19 protein-coding genes and 1 pseudogene are annotated in these 17296 nt (G+C 68.3%); 4 read left to right on the forward strand and 16 right to left on the reverse strand.

The genetic code is table 11. From position 1 onward, the window contains the following. From cmr6 to cobT, 16 genes and pseudogenes are all read right to left on the reverse strand, one after another. Positions 1-770, reverse strand: a 770-nt coding sequence (gene cmr6, locus QT17_RS05320; protein ID WP_235283784.1) for a type III-B CRISPR module RAMP protein Cmr6, incomplete at its 3' end; no start/stop codon positions are given. A gap of 135 nt (positions 771-905) precedes the next feature. Further along, complete coding sequence (gene cmr5 / locus QT17_RS05325) at positions 906-1250, reverse strand: type III-B CRISPR module-associated protein Cmr5 (RefSeq protein WP_019551488.1); 345 nt, start codon at positions 1248-1250, stop codon at positions 906-908. Between the two features lie 3 nt (positions 1251-1253). Then, positions 1254-2123, reverse strand: coding sequence for a type III-B CRISPR module RAMP protein Cmr4 (gene cmr4, locus QT17_RS05330; RefSeq protein WP_052155175.1), 870 nt, complete (start codon positions 2121-2123; stop codon positions 1254-1256). Positions 2124-2134: 11 nt separating this feature from the next. After that, positions 2135-3384, reverse strand: a pseudogene (cmr1, locus tag QT17_RS14980) (type III-B CRISPR module RAMP protein Cmr1). A gap of 2 nt (positions 3385-3386) precedes the next feature. After that, on the reverse strand, positions 3387-4493 hold the full coding sequence (locus QT17_RS05340) for a type III-B CRISPR module-associated protein Cmr3 (RefSeq protein ID WP_039457419.1): 1107 nt from the start codon (positions 4491-4493) through the stop codon (positions 3387-3389). After that, the gene (gene cas10 / locus QT17_RS05345; RefSeq protein ID WP_026329112.1) at positions 4483-6249 is read right to left on the reverse strand and encodes a type III-B CRISPR-associated protein Cas10/Cmr2; all 1767 of its coding nucleotides are present in this window, start codon (positions 6247-6249) and stop codon (positions 4483-4485) included. Before cas10 ends, QT17_RS05340 begins: the two co-directional genes overlap by 11 nt. Beyond that, complete coding sequence (locus QT17_RS05350) at positions 6246-6527, reverse strand: hypothetical protein (RefSeq protein WP_019551483.1); 282 nt, start codon at positions 6525-6527, stop codon at positions 6246-6248. Before QT17_RS05350 ends, cas10 begins: the two co-directional genes overlap by 4 nt. Positions 6528-6621: 94 nt before the next feature. After that, complete coding sequence (locus QT17_RS05355) at positions 6622-8019, reverse strand: TIGR02710 family CRISPR-associated CARF protein (protein WP_039457460.1); 1398 nt, start codon at positions 8017-8019, stop codon at positions 6622-6624. 53 nt (positions 8020-8072) lie between these two features. Further along, the gene (gene cas2, locus QT17_RS05360) at positions 8073-8342 is read right to left on the reverse strand and encodes a CRISPR-associated endonuclease Cas2 (protein WP_020700632.1); all 270 of its coding nucleotides are present in this window, start codon (positions 8340-8342) and stop codon (positions 8073-8075) included. A gap of 810 nt (positions 8343-9152) precedes the next feature. Further along, positions 9153-10475: a cobyrinate a,c-diamide synthase gene (locus QT17_RS05365; RefSeq protein WP_039457426.1), complete on the reverse strand. Its 1323-nt coding sequence runs from the start codon at positions 10473-10475 to the stop codon at positions 9153-9155. Next, positions 10475-11038: a cob(I)yrinic acid a,c-diamide adenosyltransferase gene (gene cobO, locus QT17_RS05370; RefSeq protein ID WP_008631380.1), complete on the reverse strand. Its 564-nt coding sequence runs from the start codon at positions 11036-11038 to the stop codon at positions 10475-10477. The genes QT17_RS05365 and cobO overlap by 1 nt, the downstream gene beginning before the upstream one ends. Before the next feature lie 31 nt (positions 11039-11069). After that, positions 11070-11606, reverse strand: a complete 537-nt coding sequence (locus QT17_RS05375; RefSeq protein WP_014630524.1) for a hypothetical protein — start codon at positions 11604-11606, stop codon at positions 11070-11072. A 4-nt stretch (positions 11607-11610) separates the two neighbouring features. After that, the gene (locus QT17_RS14355) at positions 11611-11757 is read right to left on the reverse strand and encodes an adenosylcobinamide-GDP ribazoletransferase (protein ID WP_235283792.1); all 147 of its coding nucleotides are present in this window, start codon (positions 11755-11757) and stop codon (positions 11611-11613) included. Beyond that, a complete protein-coding gene (locus QT17_RS05380; RefSeq protein ID WP_235283794.1) occupies positions 11721-12335 on the reverse strand; it encodes an adenosylcobinamide-GDP ribazoletransferase in 615 nt (204 codons plus the stop codon). Before QT17_RS05380 ends, QT17_RS14355 begins: the two co-directional genes overlap by 37 nt. Beyond that, entirely contained in the window at positions 12336-14144 is a 1809-nt protein-coding gene (locus QT17_RS05385; RefSeq protein WP_038030402.1) for a hypothetical protein, read from the reverse strand. A 22-nt stretch (positions 14145-14166) separates the two neighbouring features. Further along, positions 14167-15174: a nicotinate-nucleotide--dimethylbenzimidazole phosphoribosyltransferase gene (gene cobT, locus QT17_RS05390; protein ID WP_039457438.1), complete on the reverse strand. Its 1008-nt coding sequence runs from the start codon at positions 15172-15174 to the stop codon at positions 14167-14169. 26 nt (positions 15175-15200) lie between these two features. Between cobT and QT17_RS05395 the strand changes: the two genes are divergently transcribed. From QT17_RS05395 to QT17_RS05410, 4 genes are read left to right on the forward strand one after another with little or no spacing between them, the layout of a single operon-like run. Further along, entirely contained in the window at positions 15201-15716 is a 516-nt protein-coding gene (locus QT17_RS05395) for a histidine phosphatase family protein (protein ID WP_038030346.1), read from the forward strand. Then, positions 15713-16561 (forward strand): adenosylcobinamide-phosphate synthase CbiB, encoded by an 849-nt coding sequence (gene cbiB / locus QT17_RS05400; RefSeq protein ID WP_038030348.1) that lies wholly within the window; start codon positions 15713-15715, stop codon positions 16559-16561. Before QT17_RS05395 ends, cbiB begins: the two co-directional genes overlap by 4 nt. A gap of 9 nt (positions 16562-16570) precedes the next feature. Continuing rightward, complete coding sequence (locus QT17_RS05405) at positions 16571-16990, forward strand: HEPN domain-containing protein (protein ID WP_014511283.1); 420 nt, start codon at positions 16571-16573, stop codon at positions 16988-16990. After that, a complete protein-coding gene (locus tag QT17_RS05410; protein WP_014511282.1) occupies positions 16929-17258 on the forward strand; it encodes a nucleotidyltransferase domain-containing protein in 330 nt (109 codons plus the stop codon). The genes QT17_RS05405 and QT17_RS05410 overlap by 62 nt, the downstream gene beginning before the upstream one ends. Positions 17259-17296 lie beyond the last annotated feature (38 nt).

Consider the following 17296-nt stretch of genomic DNA (forward strand, 5'->3'; position numbering starts at 1 on the left):
ATGACCAGAGCCCTTTTTCGCAGAAAGTCCGTGAATACCCTGTAACTCAGGGACCTAACCTCGGTAAGAAGGTTGTTCAGCTCGGCTGACATGGCCACTGCCCCGGGAGCGTTCTTTCCCTCTTTGGAGGAGCTTCCTACCAGGTTCATGCGGCCGTAACCCGAGGAGGTTTTGGCCCCCACACCCTCCTCCTTCAGGGCCCAGGAGAGGATTTGCCAGGCCGCATCCAGCCAGGGCCGAGCTGCCCCTGGGTCCACCCCTGGAGCGGGGGCCAGGGCGAGGAGAAAGGTTCCGGTAGCGCTCAGGAAGGGAACGGGAATGGGGCTGTCCCAGTCCGCCGGGGGTGCTTGTCCTCCAGCGTTATACGCCTGGTGGTGGGGATTCAGGATGTCGGGGCGGAGTTCCCAGGTGCCGGGTTCGGGCAGGGCGTCGAAGAAAACCACCATGCCCTGCTCCTCGGTGGTCCCGAAGAGGGCTTCCTGGGCATTACCCCGCTTGAACTCCCTCAGGTTCCGCCGCCAGGCCTCCCCTTCCAGGTAGAGGTGGGCAAAGCGGCTGGCGAGGCCCTTGAGGGCACTGCCGGGGATGTAGGGCACCCCGTAGGTGCGGTGGAGGGTGATGCTGGTCTCCAAAACCCCCTCGCCTCCAAGGCCCACCACCAGGCGGCCCAGGGTATGGGCGGTGCGGAGCTCAGCCCCCACCGCCTCGAGGGCCTCCCGGTACCGTTGGAAAAAGGCCTTGTACTCCTCGGGTTCCCGTTTGCCCGCCACCTCCCTTATCAGGGCTCGCTTACTCTCGGTGTCGTCTTTATCGGAGCTCTTCAAAAACTTGTCCAACCAGAGTCCCAGATGGGTATTCCCCCCGGGAAACCGAACGCGATCCAAGGCAAGCCTACGGCCCATGGTCTACCCCTCAATCAGGGCCTGGGCGAAGCGCTTGTACCATTCCGCCACCACCAGGACCTCCCGGGTGAGGCGCAGGTACTGGAGGAGCTCCGCTTTGCGGGCTTTTTCCGCCAGGTCCCGTAAACCCCCGTGCCCCAGGGTCCTGGCCAGGTCGTCCCCCAAGGCCTTGTGGGCCTCCTTTCCCCGGGAGTCCACGAAGGCCAGGGCCTGGGAGAGGCCTGCCTGCCGCACCAGCACGGGAAACTTTAGGGCCATGTCCTTGTACTCGCGGGCGTCCCCCCTTTTCGCCCTCTCCTTTACCCTCTCATAGGCGTCCTGCGCCCAGGTCTGGGAGCGGGTGCGCATGGCCTAACCTCCTAACGTTATCCGGCAAAGCCCCCGGCCCACCGTGGCCTTGCCTCCCAGTTGCAGGGGTCGCTCCAGAAGCCCCTTCACCATGGCCAACACTCCTTCAGGGGCCAGCTCGGTGCCCTTCCGCCTGGACCTCTCCGCCCGCATCAGGCTGTAAAGGAGGCTTTCCGCAGGTAGGTTCTCCTCATACCAAAGGGCTCCGCGGGCCACGGTTTTGGTTTCGTCGTCCAGGCGGATGCGGGCCACCACCTCCGTGGCGGTTTCCAGGAGGTAGGCCATGAGGTCGTCGTGGACCACAGCCAGACGGCCCTTAACCGGGGCCTTGGTCCTTTCCCTGAACCAGGCCTCCCATGCGGTTAGGGCCGGATCCTCGTGGGCTTTGAGGTCCAGGTCCTCCAGGTAAACCACCCCTCCTTCCACCAACAGGGAGCCCGGGGCCACCCTCACCCCTTCCCTTTGGGGAAGTCCGGGAAGCTCGGGCACCTGGAGGCTTGAGAGCTCGGCTTCCCTCTGGAAGCGTTCCAAGAGATATGGGCTGGTGACGTGGGCGAAAACCCCATAAAGGCTTCGCACCGGTAGGAGTAAGAGCTTAGCATCCCCCACCTGAAGGGCCCCCGCATGCTCCGACGACTCCGAGGTGTCCGGACCAAATACAGCGAATAGGGTGTTCTGATCCCAACCCTCCCCTTGGGCCCGGTCCCGCAGGACCCCCTTGAGGGAGCTACCGGGCAGGTAGGGGATGCCTGTGGCCTTTTCCCGGGCTATGGGGAGGTCAATGGCCCCAATCCCCTGCCCGGTACCGGCGTGCAGGGGGCTTAGGGCGTGCACCAGGGTTAAAGCCGTGACCGTTTCTCCACTGTGGCTCATCTCCACACCTCCTAAAGGGACTCGACAAAGGCCCGCACCGGGTCCTCCTCGCCCTTCAAAAAAGGCAACATTTGGGCCTCAGCTGGGGTCAGGAACACCCCCACGGGAAAGATTCTAGAGGAGATTTCCAAAACGACCCCCCCTGGCGGAACCCGGGGCCCCTCGAGGACCGCCACCACGCACCGATTGTCCTCCAGGGGCCGGAACAGCAGGGGGCTGGCCATGCGGTCCAGGTCTTTGTCCTGCGGCTTGAGGGTGGCGTCGGAAGGGTCCCCTTGGTCCTTGTCCTTGAAATGGAAGATGATGGGCAGGCCAAACTGGCCCCGGGGAAACTTACGCAGGCTATGCCTTGGGGCATGGTTGGGGGCATAACGCCCCGCGAGCCGGCGGATCTCATCGGGCTCAGGCCACAAGGACCGCCCCGGGCGCTTGGGATGGCTCCCTTTGTTGCGCGCCTGCCGGAAGGCCTGGTATCGGTCCACCACCTCCCTCCAGGAAAGGGTCACGACCCGGATCACGCTGCTGGGCGTAAGATGGGGAACCCCTTCCGGCCAACCCTTTTCCCGGCTGAACCGCCTCAGCCCTTCCCTGATCTCGTCCTCCGTGGGGGCTTTGGACCCTTCCGCAGCGAGGGCCCCGAAGCCCCTGCGGGTCCTGGCACCGATTCCACCGAAGGTTTCCCAAGCCCAAAGGGCCGCCTCCAGCTCCTGGCGAAGGTCTAGGCGCTCCGTTCCCAGCGAAACCGCTTCGGGATACATGAGGCGGAGCTTGAAGCGGATCCCTTGCTGCACGGGGTAGTTTCTGGGGTCCTGGCGGGTGCGTTGCAGGGGAAAGGCCACGTAAGGGTGGGCGATGTCAGGTAGGGGTCTAGGAAACTTTTTGCCAGGGATGTCCTGGTACGGGATGGCCTCCCTTCCCTTCTCCAGCACCTCCACCTCCACGGCCACAGGGGAAGCCCCCCTTCCCCGGCGCTGCCGAAGATGGCCGCCTCGAGGTCAAAAAGCCTCTTCAGGTCCCCTTCGGCCTGCCAGCCCCGAACGGCCCGCCACCAGAAGCGGAGTTGCCCCCGCACCTCGGTGCCCCGCACCACGGTCACGGGGTCGGCCAGGCGGGGCTCCACGCCTCCCCCGAACAGGGGGGTGAGGAGCCTGTAGGTACGCTCCACCTTCACCAGGGGCACCCCATCGTACCGGTACCGGACCTCGCCCTCTTCCCTGAGCCGGGGGGCGTAGGCCTCGCTCCACTCCTTGACCCGCCGCATCCTCACCTCCACTTAAGGGGTCTTCCGCTCCAGACCCCCAGCGCCGCCAGGCCGTAGCCGTCCTTGCGGTCTTGCTCCCGGTCGGAAAGGTTTTGGAACCAGATACCTGCAATCCACTCCCGCACCTCGGCCTCCCCCCACGCCTGGGGCAGGCGGAGGAAGTACACGCTTCCTGCGGGCACCGCCCTGCGGGTGGGTTTGGGCCTTCCCGCCTTGAGGTCCCAGCCGGACACCACCAGGGGCCGGCCCACCGCCGCGGCCACCGCGGTGGCCCCCAGGAACCTTCCCTCCTCGGGGAGGTAGGCCCCGTGGAAGAAGGCGGGGGTAAGGAGGACCAGCCGGGCGGCCCGGTTCTGCAGGAGGGCCTCCACAAGCCGTTCCGGCACAAGGGGAATCTGTGGGCCCCCTGAGTGCCAGTAAGCCAGGCGCCGCTCCCCGCCCAGGGGGTGGATTCCCTCCACGGATACCCCGTCCTCTGGCCAGAGGACCAGGGCCAGCCTCCCTCCAAACCCCGATTCCTTATCCCGTTTCCGTTTCACGCGAAACTCCAGGCCCTGGGTCTGGAAGAGGGCCCCCTCGAGGCCCGTGCCCGTGCTGGGATCCAGGCTCACGTGGGTGCGCACCTCGGGGACGGGACCGTCCTGCCCCTCCACCCGGAAGCCGGTATGGGGGTTCAGCAGCCAGTTTTGGAAGTTCTCCCAGTACCACCAGGAGGGCAAGCGGCCAGGCTTCTCCTTGAGGGAGGGGTCCTCGAGGGCCACGGGCAGGAGGTCCTGGGGAAGGTTGGTGCCCGCCCCTTCCGGGGGCTCAAGGGGTGCCAGGGGATAGACGGTTTCCCCCAGGCGCACGGCATCCAGGGGCCTGGGCGCGAGGAGGCGCCACCCCCCCTCCCCTTCCTCCGCCAGCAGGGGGCCCTTGACACCCCAGGAGAGCACCCTCTCCGCCTCCTCCGGGAACCGGAGGCCTTCTTGGAGGCCCCGCCGACTGCGGTAAGCCCCCGCCAGGGTTTGCGGCAGGGGAAAGGGCAGGCTCCGGGCACGGGCCCCGGGGCTATTGGTGAAGGGCCTCCCGTCCCGAACAATCAGGGAATCCCTGGGCTCAATGAGCATCCCACACCTCCCGGCTTTCCACGGGCACCCCCGCCTGCTCCATGGCCTCCGCGAAGGGCCGGGCCAGGATGAGCTCGTGGGCGAGGCGCTCCACGTGCTCCTTGGTCCGGATCCAATGGGCGAGCTCCTCCCGGTAGGCCTCCTTCATCTCCTTTCTCTTAAGAATCCTCATGGCCTCGGCCACCAGGGCCTCCTCGGATAACACATCCCCGGCCTCCCGGATCAGCTCCTTGAGCTCGTAGGCCGCCCTCGAGGGCACCGCCTCCAGGCGGATGAGGTCCGCATAGCGCAGGAGGCGCTGGGTGAGGCGGGGGCTTTCGTCCCACCGTCCCCGCACCGCCAGTTCCGAGCCGGAGCGGGGGCTATAGATCACCGCCAGGGCGTTGCGCTTCGGTTGGTCCTCCTTCGCCTTCTTCTCCGCCCTGCGGGCCAGGTCCAGGGCATCCTGTAGGGGCTCCAGGTGGTGCACCACCGCCAGGCCCACGGAGAGGCTCGGGAGCACGCCGCCCTTGCCGTAGGGGGCCATGACCTCCCGGAACCGCTCAGCCAGGGCCCGGGCGCAGGCCAGGGCCCTATGCAGGGGAAGAAGGGCCAAAACGTCATCCCCGCCCGAGTAGACCAGTCCCCCGCCGTGCCTCTCCACGATGCCCTTCACCTTCAGGGCAAACTCCCGGGCCAGGGCGTTGGAAAAGGCCCGGTGGGCCTCGGGGTTCTGGAGGCCGTCCAGGGTCTCCCCCATCCGGTCCCCGTCCGCGTGGAGGAGGGCGTAGTAGGTGCCCGGTGGGGGAAGGCCCTTTTGCCTCAGCTCGGCCCAGAGGGTTTGCAGGCGCTTGCGCACCGCCTCGAGGCGGGAGGGGTCCTCCGCCAAGGAGGTGAACTCCTCCAGGCGGGTTTCGTAAAGGAGGCGGACGTCGTAGTCCCCAAAGGGGGTGTCCCGGAGCACGGGGTGCCAGGTTTGGGAGCGGGCCTCCTCACCCACCAGCCTTGCCACCTCCGCCAAGGCCTCCCGCACCCGCCCCTCCAGCCCCCGGGCCTTGGCCCCTTCCCAGAAGGGGAGGGCGGCCATGTGGGTGGTGCTCACAAACCCCTCCCCCACGGGCCACCAGCGCTTGAGGAGGTCCGGACCGGACAGGTACTCCCCTGGTCGCAGGCCCAGCGTCACCCGTGCCCGGTTGGCCTCCTCGGGCTTGTCGGGGAGGAGCAGCACGCTCTCCCGGGCCCCATCCAGGGAGCTCTTGAAGGCCGCCGAGCCCCAGGTGACCTGGGCGAAATCCCGGGTGTTCTTGCGGGCGGCTAGCAGCGCCGCCACCCTCCCCCTGGTGGAGGCATAGTCCTCCTTTGCCCCCAGGGGCGCATAGGCGTAGTAGCCCTCCAGCAGGTCCTCCACCTGGGCGAGGGCGGTGTCCAGGAAGAGGTGGTCCTGGCGCCCTCTAAAAACCTCCATCGCCTTGGCCTTCAGGTAGGCCCGGGCCGCCTCGAGGGCCTTCTCCCCCAGGGCCTTCGGGTCCTTGCCCTCGGGCACCAGGGCCAGGATCACGTTGGGAATGCCTGCCTTGCCCAGTTCCTCCAGGCTAACCTCCCCTCCGGGGGCGGGAAAGATGAGCTGCTCCTCCCCCACTTCCCCCGCCAGGTGCCTGGCCACCTGCTGGGCTGCCTCGGATAGGAGGCGGCTTCCCGCGTAAAGGTCCCGGGTTCTTCGGGCGGTGGCGATGAAGTCCTGAACGGGGCCCAGGCTCAGCATCAGGATGTGTTTCAAGGGCGCACCTCCCTAATGCAGTGGAAAAGGTCCCTTCCTCGCCTGTACAGCTTCTCCAGCTCCTCCAGGGACTGCACGGCCCTCTGCGCGTCTCCCCCCTGGGGGCGCGTGCCGTGGGCGATGGCGTTGCGCACACGCCGAAGGAGGTCGTAGTCTTCCTGGGCGGCGCTGCCCAGGGTGGCCAGTTTCTCCAGAAGCTTCTCCCGGGCCTCCGTCTTGCGGGGTCGTCCAGCCTGTAACCCGCTTCGCCCGATAAAGGTGACCAACAGGTTTTCCATACGTTCCACCCAACCGGTATCTAGGGAAAAACCGGTATCTCGGGAAAAGGTGAGAAGATCTCTCCCGACGCCGTCAAGGTTGTCTGTCCCCCATCTAAAAGGTGGACCCCAGGGCTACAGGATGCAGGGAGACCCTGAGGCCCGCACGCTCCCTCAGGTCCGCAAGCAGGGGTTGGAGGAGGTTGCGGATCTGTCTGAGTTCCTTTTCCGAGGGCACGGCGAATCCGTGGATGAGGAGGGCATCGTTCCGGGCCTTGAGGACCCCGGCCAAGCCTTGAAGCGCCTCCACCTTCTGGCTGGCCAGGACCGGGTCCCCCAGGATCCGCAAAAAGGCCACCAGGTCCAACAGGCCCAGCTTGGCACCCAGGCGCACGGCCTCCTCGTGCACCCGGAGGAGCCGGGCGAGCTCCTGCCGGAGGGCCCCTTCCTCAGGGGGGGTGAGGGCGGGGCTGTCCGCGCGGCGCCCGTGGAGGAAAAGCCTCTCCTGCAGGAGGAGCTCCAGGGCGCGGTAGGCGTAGAGGGCCGCCAGGACCAAGGAGGTCTTCTCCGACCGCTCGGAGAGGCGCAGGAGGGTCTCCACCACCCCCAGGACCCCAAGGGTATTCCCCAGGTCTTGCCCCACCAGGAAATCCCGGGCCGCTCTGAGGAGGGAAAGCTGCCCCTCGAGGATGCCCCGACGGTTGTTGAGGGGGTGCTGGCGCAGGGCGTCCGCCTCGAGGCGGCCAAGGAGGGCCTCTCCCTTTCTCACCGCCTCCGCAAAGTCCAGGGCGTACCACGCCTGGTACATGCCCGCAAGGAGGCCGAACACCTCAAAGCGCCGCTCCAAGGTCTTCTGCACCATGACCCCGAAGAGGTCGGCGGCCTTGGCGTACTCCCCCCTCTCGTAGAACTCCCGGGCGAAGAGGGTGTCCACGTCCGCCAGGACCTGATGGGGATTCGGCAGGATGATGAGCCTTTCCGTGCCGGCCCGCGGGCGGCGAAGCTCGGGGTCGTAGTCGTCGTTGTCCACGTAGACCACCCGCACCTCGGGATAGAACCGCTGGAAGAAGAAGCCCGCCGCCGCCAGGCCGGCGCTCATGGCCTTGGTGCCGCTGGTGAGGTCCAGGGCCACGGGTACATCGGGGAAGCGCTCGAGGAGGTACCTCACATGCCGGTAGATGGCGGCTACGTCGCTTTTGCCCACCTCGAGGGGATAGATCTCCTTACCGGTTTCCTCCCGCAGGCGGGAGACATGGGCGCGGGTGAGGTCCGTGTGGAGCACATACACCTCCCGGGCCCGGGTGCCCAGGATGGCCAGGACCGTGGCCTCGGGGCTGGTGCCCAGGGTGTGGATGGAAACCGCAAACTCCTGAGGCGAAGGGTGGACGGGGGGTTCCTGCCGCCAGCGTTCCAGCAGGGCAGGCCAGACGCGCTCCCGGTAAAGACCCACGGCATCCCCTCCTGCCCGTACCGCCTGTTTGTACTCCTCCCAAAGGGTAGCCAGGTCTTGCATGATTCTTAGGATGCCACAGAAGGAACCGGGGCCGGGCGACATCTGCACACGGCCTAGGCCAGCCCAAAGGCCTCCAGCTCGTAAACCCGCCCCACGCCCAAAATCTGGACCTCGCCCGACACGGGATAGATGCGCAGGGCATCCTGAGAGAGGTCCAGCACCTTTCTGGCTCGGGTGCGCAGGTCGTTGAGAAGCTCTTCGTCCAGGTAGCACTCAAACACGGAAAGCTGCACACGCTCCCCGTAGCTTTTCAACAGGTTAGCCATCTTGACCCTGCGGTTGTCGTCCGGGATGTCGTAGGCAATGGCATAGAGGCGCTTCATAAAAACAAAATACCCAGGCTGGTGGCCTGGGTCGCAATCCCCTTTCGGGGAAGCATCTCTTGCAACGAGGTCCATCCGGTCCCCAAGATGATGGGGACCATTTCCGGTCGCAATCCCCTTTCGGGGAAGCATCTCTTGCAACGGTACCCCCCTTAGAACACTGTCCTGGACGGTGCTCCTGGAGGGGGGGTTTGTGAGAATCATGAAGTCTGGAATATTCATATGGCGAATAAAGGGGGTTTTGCGGGGTTTAGCTCGTTGCGAAGCCACTGTAGAAGCGGTCGATAAGCAGGTGAAAACGCATATTGCCCTTGCGCAAGAGGAAAATCGGCTTTCAAGATCCTCGTCCGGCTTCCCGGACACCCCGATTATACCACTTGAACGTAACGCTTGACTGAGTTCAATAGAGTGCAAGGAAGTCGTGTAGAGTACGCACGCTCCAATCCTTACGGGTTTAGTAGTTTCCTTTGCGGCACAAAAATGCAGCTGTGTATAGTATGATCCCCGGCCCGCCGGTTGTATGGGTCCGGTGGTAGGTCTCCGGCTTTGGGGGGCTAGGCCTCGGACTTCGGGGAGGGGTTTTGCCCCCCGAAGTCCGCTGCGCAGGTTCCAAGACATCCCGGGTATTTAGGGCCTTCGCTGGTCTTCTTCTGCCAGGTTCTCTCCCGCCGGGTTCCCCAGAAGGGGCCAAGCCTCCACGCCCCGTACACGTTGTCGGCGAAAGAGCGGCGCGTCCCAGAAACAAAAGGCGATCCCAACAGCCCTCCCTGCCCTAAAGAGGGCCCTCCGGTCCCCGATCCGCGATCCTACCTAGGAGGCCCCGGCAGCCTTGCCCCTCGAGGCCAGGCCGAGGAGCCGCTCCACCCCCTCGGGCCTCGCGGGGAGGTAGAGGTGGACGAAGCTCGCCAGCACCCGCCCGTCGGTGTACCCCTCCACCTCCTCTCCGCCCAGGCGGCGCCAGGCGGGGCTTGGCGAGGCGGGAAGCCTTGCGTAGTGGAACTCGTGCCCCTTGAAGGCCTGGCCCTTTCGGGCCACGGGGCTATCCCTCAAGGCCTCCACCTCCCGGTAGCCGAGGACGGGCCTCTCCGCCATGCGGGCCTCCCCCGGGACCAGGCCCACCATGGGGAAGAAGCACTCCCCCACCCAGAGGCCCTGGGAGAGGTACATGTACCCCCCGCACTCGGCCACGATGGGGCCGGGGAAGCGGCGGATGGCCTCCCGCAGGGCCACGTTCGCGGAAAGTCGCTCGGCGAAGAGCTCTGGGTAGCCGCCCCCGAGGAGGAGAGCGTGGGCTTTGGGGAGGGCCTCGTCCTCGAGGGGGCTGAAGGGGATGAGCTCCGCCCCCAAGGCCTCAAGAAGCTCCAAAGCCTCGGGGTAGTAGAAGGAGAAGGCCTTATCCCAGGCGTAGGCCACCCGGGCCCGGGGCGGGCGCCTCGGGGGGAGGAAGGGCCTGGCCTCGGGGAGGGGCGGGGCGGAGGCAGCGAGGCGGAGGACCTCTTCCAGCTCCACGCGGAAGGCCCGCCTCAGGGCCTCGAGGGGCGGGGCCATCTCCCCGGCCAGGACCAGGCCCAGGTGGCGCTCAGGAAGCTCCAGGGCGGGGTCTTGGGGAAGCCAGCCGAGGAGGGGGAGGCCCACGGCCTTTAGGGCCTCCTTCAGGATCTCCGCGTGTCGCTCCGAGCCCACCCGGTTGGCGAAGACCCCCACCACCCGCACCCCGGGGTGGAAGTCCCGGAAGCCCAGGGCGAGGGGGGCGATGGAGCCCGCCATCCCCTTGGCGTCCACCACCAGGGCCACGGGGGCCTTAAGGAGCCTAGCCACCTGGGCGGTGGAGCCCACCTCTCCCCGGGGGTCCTTCCCGTCAAAGAGGCCCATCACCCCCTCAATCAGGGCGAAGTCCGCCCCCCTCGCCCCGTGGCGGAAGAGGGCGAGGAGGCCCGTTTCGTCCAGGAAGAAGCCGTCCAGGTTGTAGGGCCTCCTGGCGGCGGCCTTCTCCAGGTGGGTGGGGTCAATGTAGTCCGGCCCCACCTTGAAGGGCTGCACCCTTAGGCCCCTCGCCCTAAGGGCGAGGAGAAGGGCCAGGGAGACCGTGGTCTTGCCGGCGCCCGAGTGGGGGGCGGCGAGGAGAAGACGCATCAGTGCTCTATCCCCCTCTGGGCGGGGACGCCCTGGTCAAAGGCGTGCTTTACCTTCCGCATCTCCGTCACCGTGTCGGCCAACTCCAAGAGGGCCTCGGGGGCGCCCCGCCCCGTCACCACCACGTGGACGTGGGGAGGCCTCGCCCGCAAGACTTCCAGGAACTCTTCCAGGGAAACCCAGCCGTAGCGCAGGGGGTAGGTGGCCTCGTCCAGGACCACCAGGTCGTAGGTCCCGGAGAGGAGGGCCTCCTTGGCCCGCCCCCACCCCTCCTGGGCCAAGGCGGCGGAACGGGCGAGGTCCCGGCTCCTCCAGGTGAACCCGTCCCCCAGGCCTTCTATGGGGATGCCTAGGAGGGAGAAGGCCCGGTGCTCCCCGAAGCGGGCGGTTCCATGCTTAATAAACTGGAAAATCCGCACCTTAAGCCCCCGGCCATGGGCCCTGAGGGCAAGGCCGAAGGCGGCCGTGCTCTTGCCCTTCCCGTCCCCGGTGTAGACCAAAAGGAGACCTCGTCGCTCTCCTTGGGGCTTGGCGTAGGGCTTTTGGCGTTTGGGCTCCTCCACGGAAAAAGCTTACCCCGCAAAGGGACAGGCCCTAGCGGAAGAAGACGGAAAGAAGGGCCAGTACCACCCCCACGGCCGTGAGATAGAGCATCACCCTGTTGAAGGCGGAACCGATTTCGGCCTTCATCTCCTGGCGCAAGGCCAAGATCTGGGCTTCCAGTCGGTTCTCCACCTCTTGGATCCGCCCTTCCAGCTTGGTTTCCACCGCGTGGATCCGGGCCTCCAGTTGGGCCTCCGTCTCTTGGATCTGCCGCTCTAGCTTGGCCTCCACCTCCTGGATCCGGGTCCCCAGCCGGGTCTCCGTCTCCTGGATCTGCCGCTCCAGCCTGGCCTCCAGGTTTTGAATCCGACTCTCCAGCTTGGTCTCCACCTCCTGGATCCGCTTCTCCAAGCCCTGGAAGCGCTCCTCCAGCCGGGCTTCCCGCTCCCTGAGCTCCGCCTTCACCTCTTCCCGCAGGGCGTCGATGCGCCGGGAGAGGTCCTGGATTAGGGGAGGGAGGACGGCCACGGTGGTCTCCACCACCCCCTCCAGCTTCTCCAAGCGCTCCAGGAGGCGGTCCTCGGACATAGCCCTATGGTAAACCAGGCCCGGCACGGGAGGAAGGAGCCGGCCCAAGCAGGGCCTGGGCCAGGAGGAGGACCACCTCCCCCAGGGCGATCATGGCCCCAAGGGCGTCCCCGTTCAGCCCCCCGAGGCGGGCCCAGGCCAGGCGGGCCACCCCCCAGGCGGCGAGAAGGGCGAGGAGGGCGGGGAGGGGGTAGAGGAGGAGGAAGGGCAGGGCGGGAAGGAGGGCAAAGGGCCAGGGCCCCCCCCCGGACCAAGGCGGCCATCCCCGGGCCCAAGAGGGGGTAGCGGTGGAGGAAGGGGAGGAAGGCGAAGCGGGCCCACCCCGGGAAGAGGAGGAGGAAGAGGGGGTCTTGCACCAGGGCCAGGGCCTGGAAGAGGAGGAGGAGGTAGACCCCCCCCACCCCGAAGGCGAAGGCCCCCCAGGTGGGGGTCCTTGAGGATCCTCAGGCGCTCCTCCCTGGGCCTCGCCCCGAGGAGGGCGTCCGCGAGGTCCAAAAGGCCATCCAGGTGCAGGAAGCCCGTGAGGCCGAGGAGGAGGGCGACCCCCAGGGCGGCGGAAAGCCCCGGGGGGAGGGGCAAGAGGGCGAGGAGGGCCAGGGGAAGCCCAAGGAGGTAGCCCGCCAGGGGGAAGAAGGCCACGCTCCGCTTGAAGTCCTCCTCCCCGACCCCTTTAGGGGCCAGGGGCAACACCGTGAGGAGGGCCAGGGCGAGGCGGAGGTCTCGGAGCACCTAAAGCGCACGGAAAAGTGCCCGCCTCAGGTCCCCAGGAAGGCCCACCTCCCCGGCCCCCACGAAGGCCAGGAAGCGCCGCTCCAGTTGGGCAAGGGCTTTTTCCTCCGCTTGGGAAAGGGGAAGCCTTCCCTCCCGGACGAGGCGGGCGAGGAGGGAGCGGGCGCCGGGGGTTAGCCCCTCCAGGAGGTCCCGAAGGGTTTCCGGGTCCAGGAGGTCCTCCAGCCCCATGCCCTCATCCACCTCCAGTTCGACAAGCCAAAAGGTCCTGAGGCTAAGGGGCAGGCGGCGGGCCCAGTCCTCCAGACCGCCCCCCTCAGGAAGGGGTTCCTTCCGCCAGGGCCTTTGCGCCTCGAGGCGGCGGACGCGGAGGGGGTAGACGTTGAGCCAGTCCAGGTTCACGGCCCGGTTCCCGGGGGGGACGAGGAAGGCCTCTTCCACCTCCTCCTCGGGCGGGGCCAGGAGGAGCCAGGTGAAGAGGAACTCCTCCGGCCATAGGTCCCCGGGCGGGGGTTCGGGAGGGGAAAGGGGGGCGAGGGGGTCCCGCCCGAGCTCCAGGCGTAGGCGCAGGGCCTCCCTCACCCCCCAGGGGAGCTCCTCCCGCAGCAGGCGGCGCACCCGCCCCTCGGGCCAATCCCCAAAGGGCCGGTATAGGAGGGCGTAGAGCTCCAGGAGGAGGCTATCGGGGAAGGCCTTGCGGAAGTGGGCCAGCTCTCCGGGGGAGGCCGCGGCCGAGGCCGCCTCCCGTTCCTCCGGGGAGGCCCCGAGGAGCTCCCCGAGGCTCGCCAAGGGCACGAAGGGCGGCCTCCCCTCCTCCAGGAAGCGGAGGCGCATCACCCCCTCCCTCATCTCCTGCCTCACGTCTTCCGGGGAAAGGAGGCCCGAGCGCAGGAAGGGGCGGCCCCAAAGGGTGAGCTCCCCTAGCCCCAGGCGGGGAAGCCAGGACCGGAAGGCCTCCCAAGCGAAGGGTGGAGGGGACACGTCGGCCCGGCCCGGGGAGAGGAAGAGCCCCAGGGGAACCAGGGGCCTCCCCTCCTCTTCCGCCTCCAGAGGCTCCTCCAGGTGGGGAAACCGGGCCCTTAGGGGCGGGTCAAAGGCCCGGTCCAGCTCCAGGGCCACCCTCCCCTCTCCCACACCCAGGGCCAGGAGGGCGAGCCCCTCGGCGAGGTGGGGGTCCTTGGGGCGCCGGGCGAGGAGGGGCCGGACCTCCTCCGCCAGGGACGGCCCCTCCTGGGGGAAACGGGCGAGGAGGCGGGCCAGCTCCACCCTCCAGTCCCCGCCCCACGCCTCCCCGAGCTCCCCGGCGAGGCCTTGCGCCCTAAGGAAGGCCCCCCGGGCCAGGTACAGGCGCACCAGGAGGTAGCCCGGATAGGGGGAAGGGCGTTTGCGGAAAAACCCTTCCAGGGAGGGGATGTCCTCCTGGTAGAGCCACCGCTCCACCTCCCGGGCCACCTCCGGAGGAAGCCCCTGCTCCTCCAGAACGGCCTCCGCCCAGGCGGTGTCCCCCGGGAGAGGGAGGCCCCGCCGCTCCAGAAAGCGGGCCAAGTCCAGGAGGTGGGCGGGAAACTCCGTGCCGTAGATCCGCCAAAGCTCGGCGCAGGCCTCCCCACCCATGGCCTTGGCCCCAAGTTCCATGAGGCGGAGCCCTTCGTAGGCCCCGTCCGAGGTGAAGCGGAGGTAGCCGTAGAGGAACCGGGCCTCCGGGTCCTTGGGGTGCCTGCGGTAGGCCCGCTCCGCGTGCTCCAAGGCCTCGAGGAGATCCCCCTCCTCCAGGAGGTCCCAGGCCCGTTCCAGCTCCCAGCGCCCCATGAAGAGATCATACACAGGGGCCTCACCCCCGGGAAACCCCCGCCTCCTGGAAGGTGGCCATGTGGAGGATGCGGGCCGCGGCCCGGAGAAGGGGCATGGCGAGGACCGCCCCCGTCCCCTCCCCCAGGGCGAGGTCCAGGTCCAAAAGCGGCCTCAGGCCCAGGGCCTCCAGCTGGTGGCGGTGGCCGGGCTCCCGGGAGAGGTGGCCGGCGAAGAGGCGGTCCCTAAGCCCCGGCGCCATCTTCCAGGCCAAAAGGGCCCCCGCGGTCACGGGAAAGCCGTCCAGGACCAAGGGAAGCCCGGCCTCGTACCCCTCGAGGTAGATCCCGGCGATGGCCACAAGCTCAAGCCCCCCCACCTCGGCCGCCACCTCGAGGGGGCCCATGCCCGGATGGAGGCGGGCGAGGGCCCGGGCCACCGCTTGGCGCTTCCGCCTCAGGCCCTCCTCCCCCACCCCCGTCCCCCGGCCCACCACGGCCTCGGGAGGGAGGCCTAAGAGGGCGGCGGTGAGGGCGGCCGCCGCCGTGGTGTTGCCGATGCCCATGTCCCCGGCGGCGAGGAGGGTGGCCCCTTCCGCGATGGCCCGCCTCGCCGCCTCGCGGCCCGCCAGGAGGGCCCTCTCCGCCTCCTCCGGGGTCATGGCGGGGCCTTGGGCGAGGTTCGCCGTCCCCGGGCGCACCTTGCGCTTGAGAAGCCCCGGGTGGTCGGGAAGCTCCCCCACCACCCCCACGTCCAGGACGTAGACGGCGCAGTCCGCCGCCAGGGCGAACTGGTTGATGGCGGCGCCCCCGCGGAGGAAGTTCAGGACCATCTGCCGGGTGACCTCCTGGGGGTAGGCCGAGACCCCCTCGGCCACCACCCCGTGGTCGGCGGCGGCCACCACCACCGCCCCCCGCCCGAGCTCGGGCTTCACCCGGCCCTGGAGGGCGGCGAGGCGCAGGGCCACCTCCTCCAGATAGCCCAAGGCGCGGGGAGGCTTGGTGAGCTGGTCCATGCGGAGCCGGGCTTGGGCGAAGACCTCCGGGTCCATCACGGGGAAAAGCTTACCCTAGGGGCATGGAGCTCTGGCTTGTGCGCCACGGGGAGACCCTCTGGAACCGGGAGGGAAGGCTTCTCGGCTGGACGGACCTCCCCCTCACGGCGGAGGGCGAGGCCCAGGCGCGAAGGCTCAAGGGGGCGCTTCCTTCTCTTCCCGCCTTCAGCTCGGACCTCCTCCGGGCGAGGCGGACGGCGGAGCTTGCGGGGTTTTCCCCCCGCCTCTACCCTGAGCTTCGGGAGATTCACTTCGGAACGCTGGAGGGGGCCCCTTGGGAGACCCTGGACCCCCGCTACAAGGAGGCCCTCCTAAGGTTCCAGGGCTTCCACCCCCCGGGAGGGGAAAGCCTCTCGGCCTTCCAGGAAAGGGTCTTCCGCTTCCTGGAGGGGCTTAAAGCCCCTGCGGTCCTCTTCACCCACGGGGGGGTGGTGCGGGCGGTGCTCAGGGCCTTGGGGGAGGACCGTTTCGTGCCCCCGGCGACCGTCCTCGCGGTGGACTGGCCCCACAGGGTCCTGGACGCCCTCGGCCCAAGGTGAGCCTCCTCCTCGCCCTCCTCCTGGACGCCCTCTTCGGGGAGCCCCCCTCGAGGTTCCACCCCGTGGTCTGGATGGGGCGGTACCTCGCCTGGGCCTGGAGGAGGGTCCGGGGTTTCCCGTCCGGGGCCTTCTACTGGGCTTTGGGGGCCCTCCTCTTCGCCCTGCCCGCCTTTCTCCTGGACCTCCTCCTGAGGCCCTTGGCCTGGGGGTGGGTGGTCCTGGGCCTCCTCCTCAAGCCCCTCTTCAGCCTGAGGATGCTCCTCTTGGAGGTCTTTGGGGTGGAGAAGGCCCTGGAAGAGGGCCTCGAGGCGGGAAGAAGGCGCCTTTCCCGCATCGTGAGCCGGAGAACGGAAGACCTCTCCGCGGAGGAGGTGCGGGAGGCCGCCCTGGAAAGCCTCGCGGAGAACCTCTCGGATAGCCTCCTCGCCCCCCTCCTCTACTACGCCCTCTTCGGCCTCGGGGGGGCCGCCCTCTACCGCTACGCCAACACCGCCGACGCCATGTGGGGCTACCCGGAGCACGGGGCCAGGGGCGCCTTCGCCGCCCGGGCGGACGACCTCCTGAACCTGCTTCCGGCCCGGCTCACCGGGCTTCTCCTCTGCCCACCGGGGCTTTGGGGAAGGCTCCCCCAGGAGGCCCGCAAGACCCCCTCCCCCAACGCGGGCTTCCCCATGGCCGCCCTGGCCTTGAGGCTCGGGGTGCGCCTGAGGAAGCGGGGGGCCTACGCCCTGAACCCCCTGGCCCCCTCCCCCAAGGCTTCCCACACCCGGAAGGCCCTCTGGCTCGTGGGGGGCCTGGGCTACGGGGTGGGCCTCCTCCTCGCGGCGGCCACGGGGCTTTGGTAGGCTTTGGAGGTGGAGCGGAGCCGGGACTTCCTGCTTCAGGCCAAGCGGGACCTGGAGCAGGCTAGGCTTTCCCTGCGGGAAGGGTTTTTTGAGTGGGCGGCCTTCGCGGCGCAACAGGCGGCGGAAAAGGCGGTGAAGGCCGTCTTCCAGAGGCTGGGAGCCGTGGCCTGGGGCCACTCGGTGGCGGGCCTCCTCGAGGAGCTGGCCCAAAAGCTCCCCGTGCCCGAGGCGTTGCTGGACGCCGCCAGTGAGCTGGACAAGGCCCACATCCCAAGCCGGTACCCCGACGCCTTGCCGGAGGGCGCCCCTTTTCAGCGCTACCGGCGGGGCGAGGCCGAGCGCCTTTTGGGACACGCGGAGGCGGTGTATGCCTACTGTGAAGGTGTTCTATCCCAGATGGACGAGGGAGGAGCTCCTCCTCCGCCTTGAGGAGGGGCTTAAGGCCCTGGAGAAGGAGGTTCCCCTCCTCGAGGCCTGGCTCTTCGGCTCCTGGGCCCGGGGAAGAGCCTCGGTGGGAAGCGACGTGGACCTCCTCCTCCTCTACCGGGGGCCCCGCCGGGAGGACCTCCACCGCCTGGCCCGAAAGGCCTTCCCCGGCCTTCCCCTGGAGCTCCACGCCTACACCGAGGAGGAGGCGGCCCGCCTCGAGGCCGTCCTCGCCCGGATGCGGGAGGGGGCCCTCCGCCTCCGTCCTTAGCCTGGGCCCCACTCGGCCTCCCGCGGCTTCCCTACCAT

This window comes from Thermus sp. 2.9, from assembly GCF_000794385.1.
GTDB lineage: Bacteria > Deinococcota > Deinococci > Deinococcales > Thermaceae > Thermus > Thermus thalpophilus.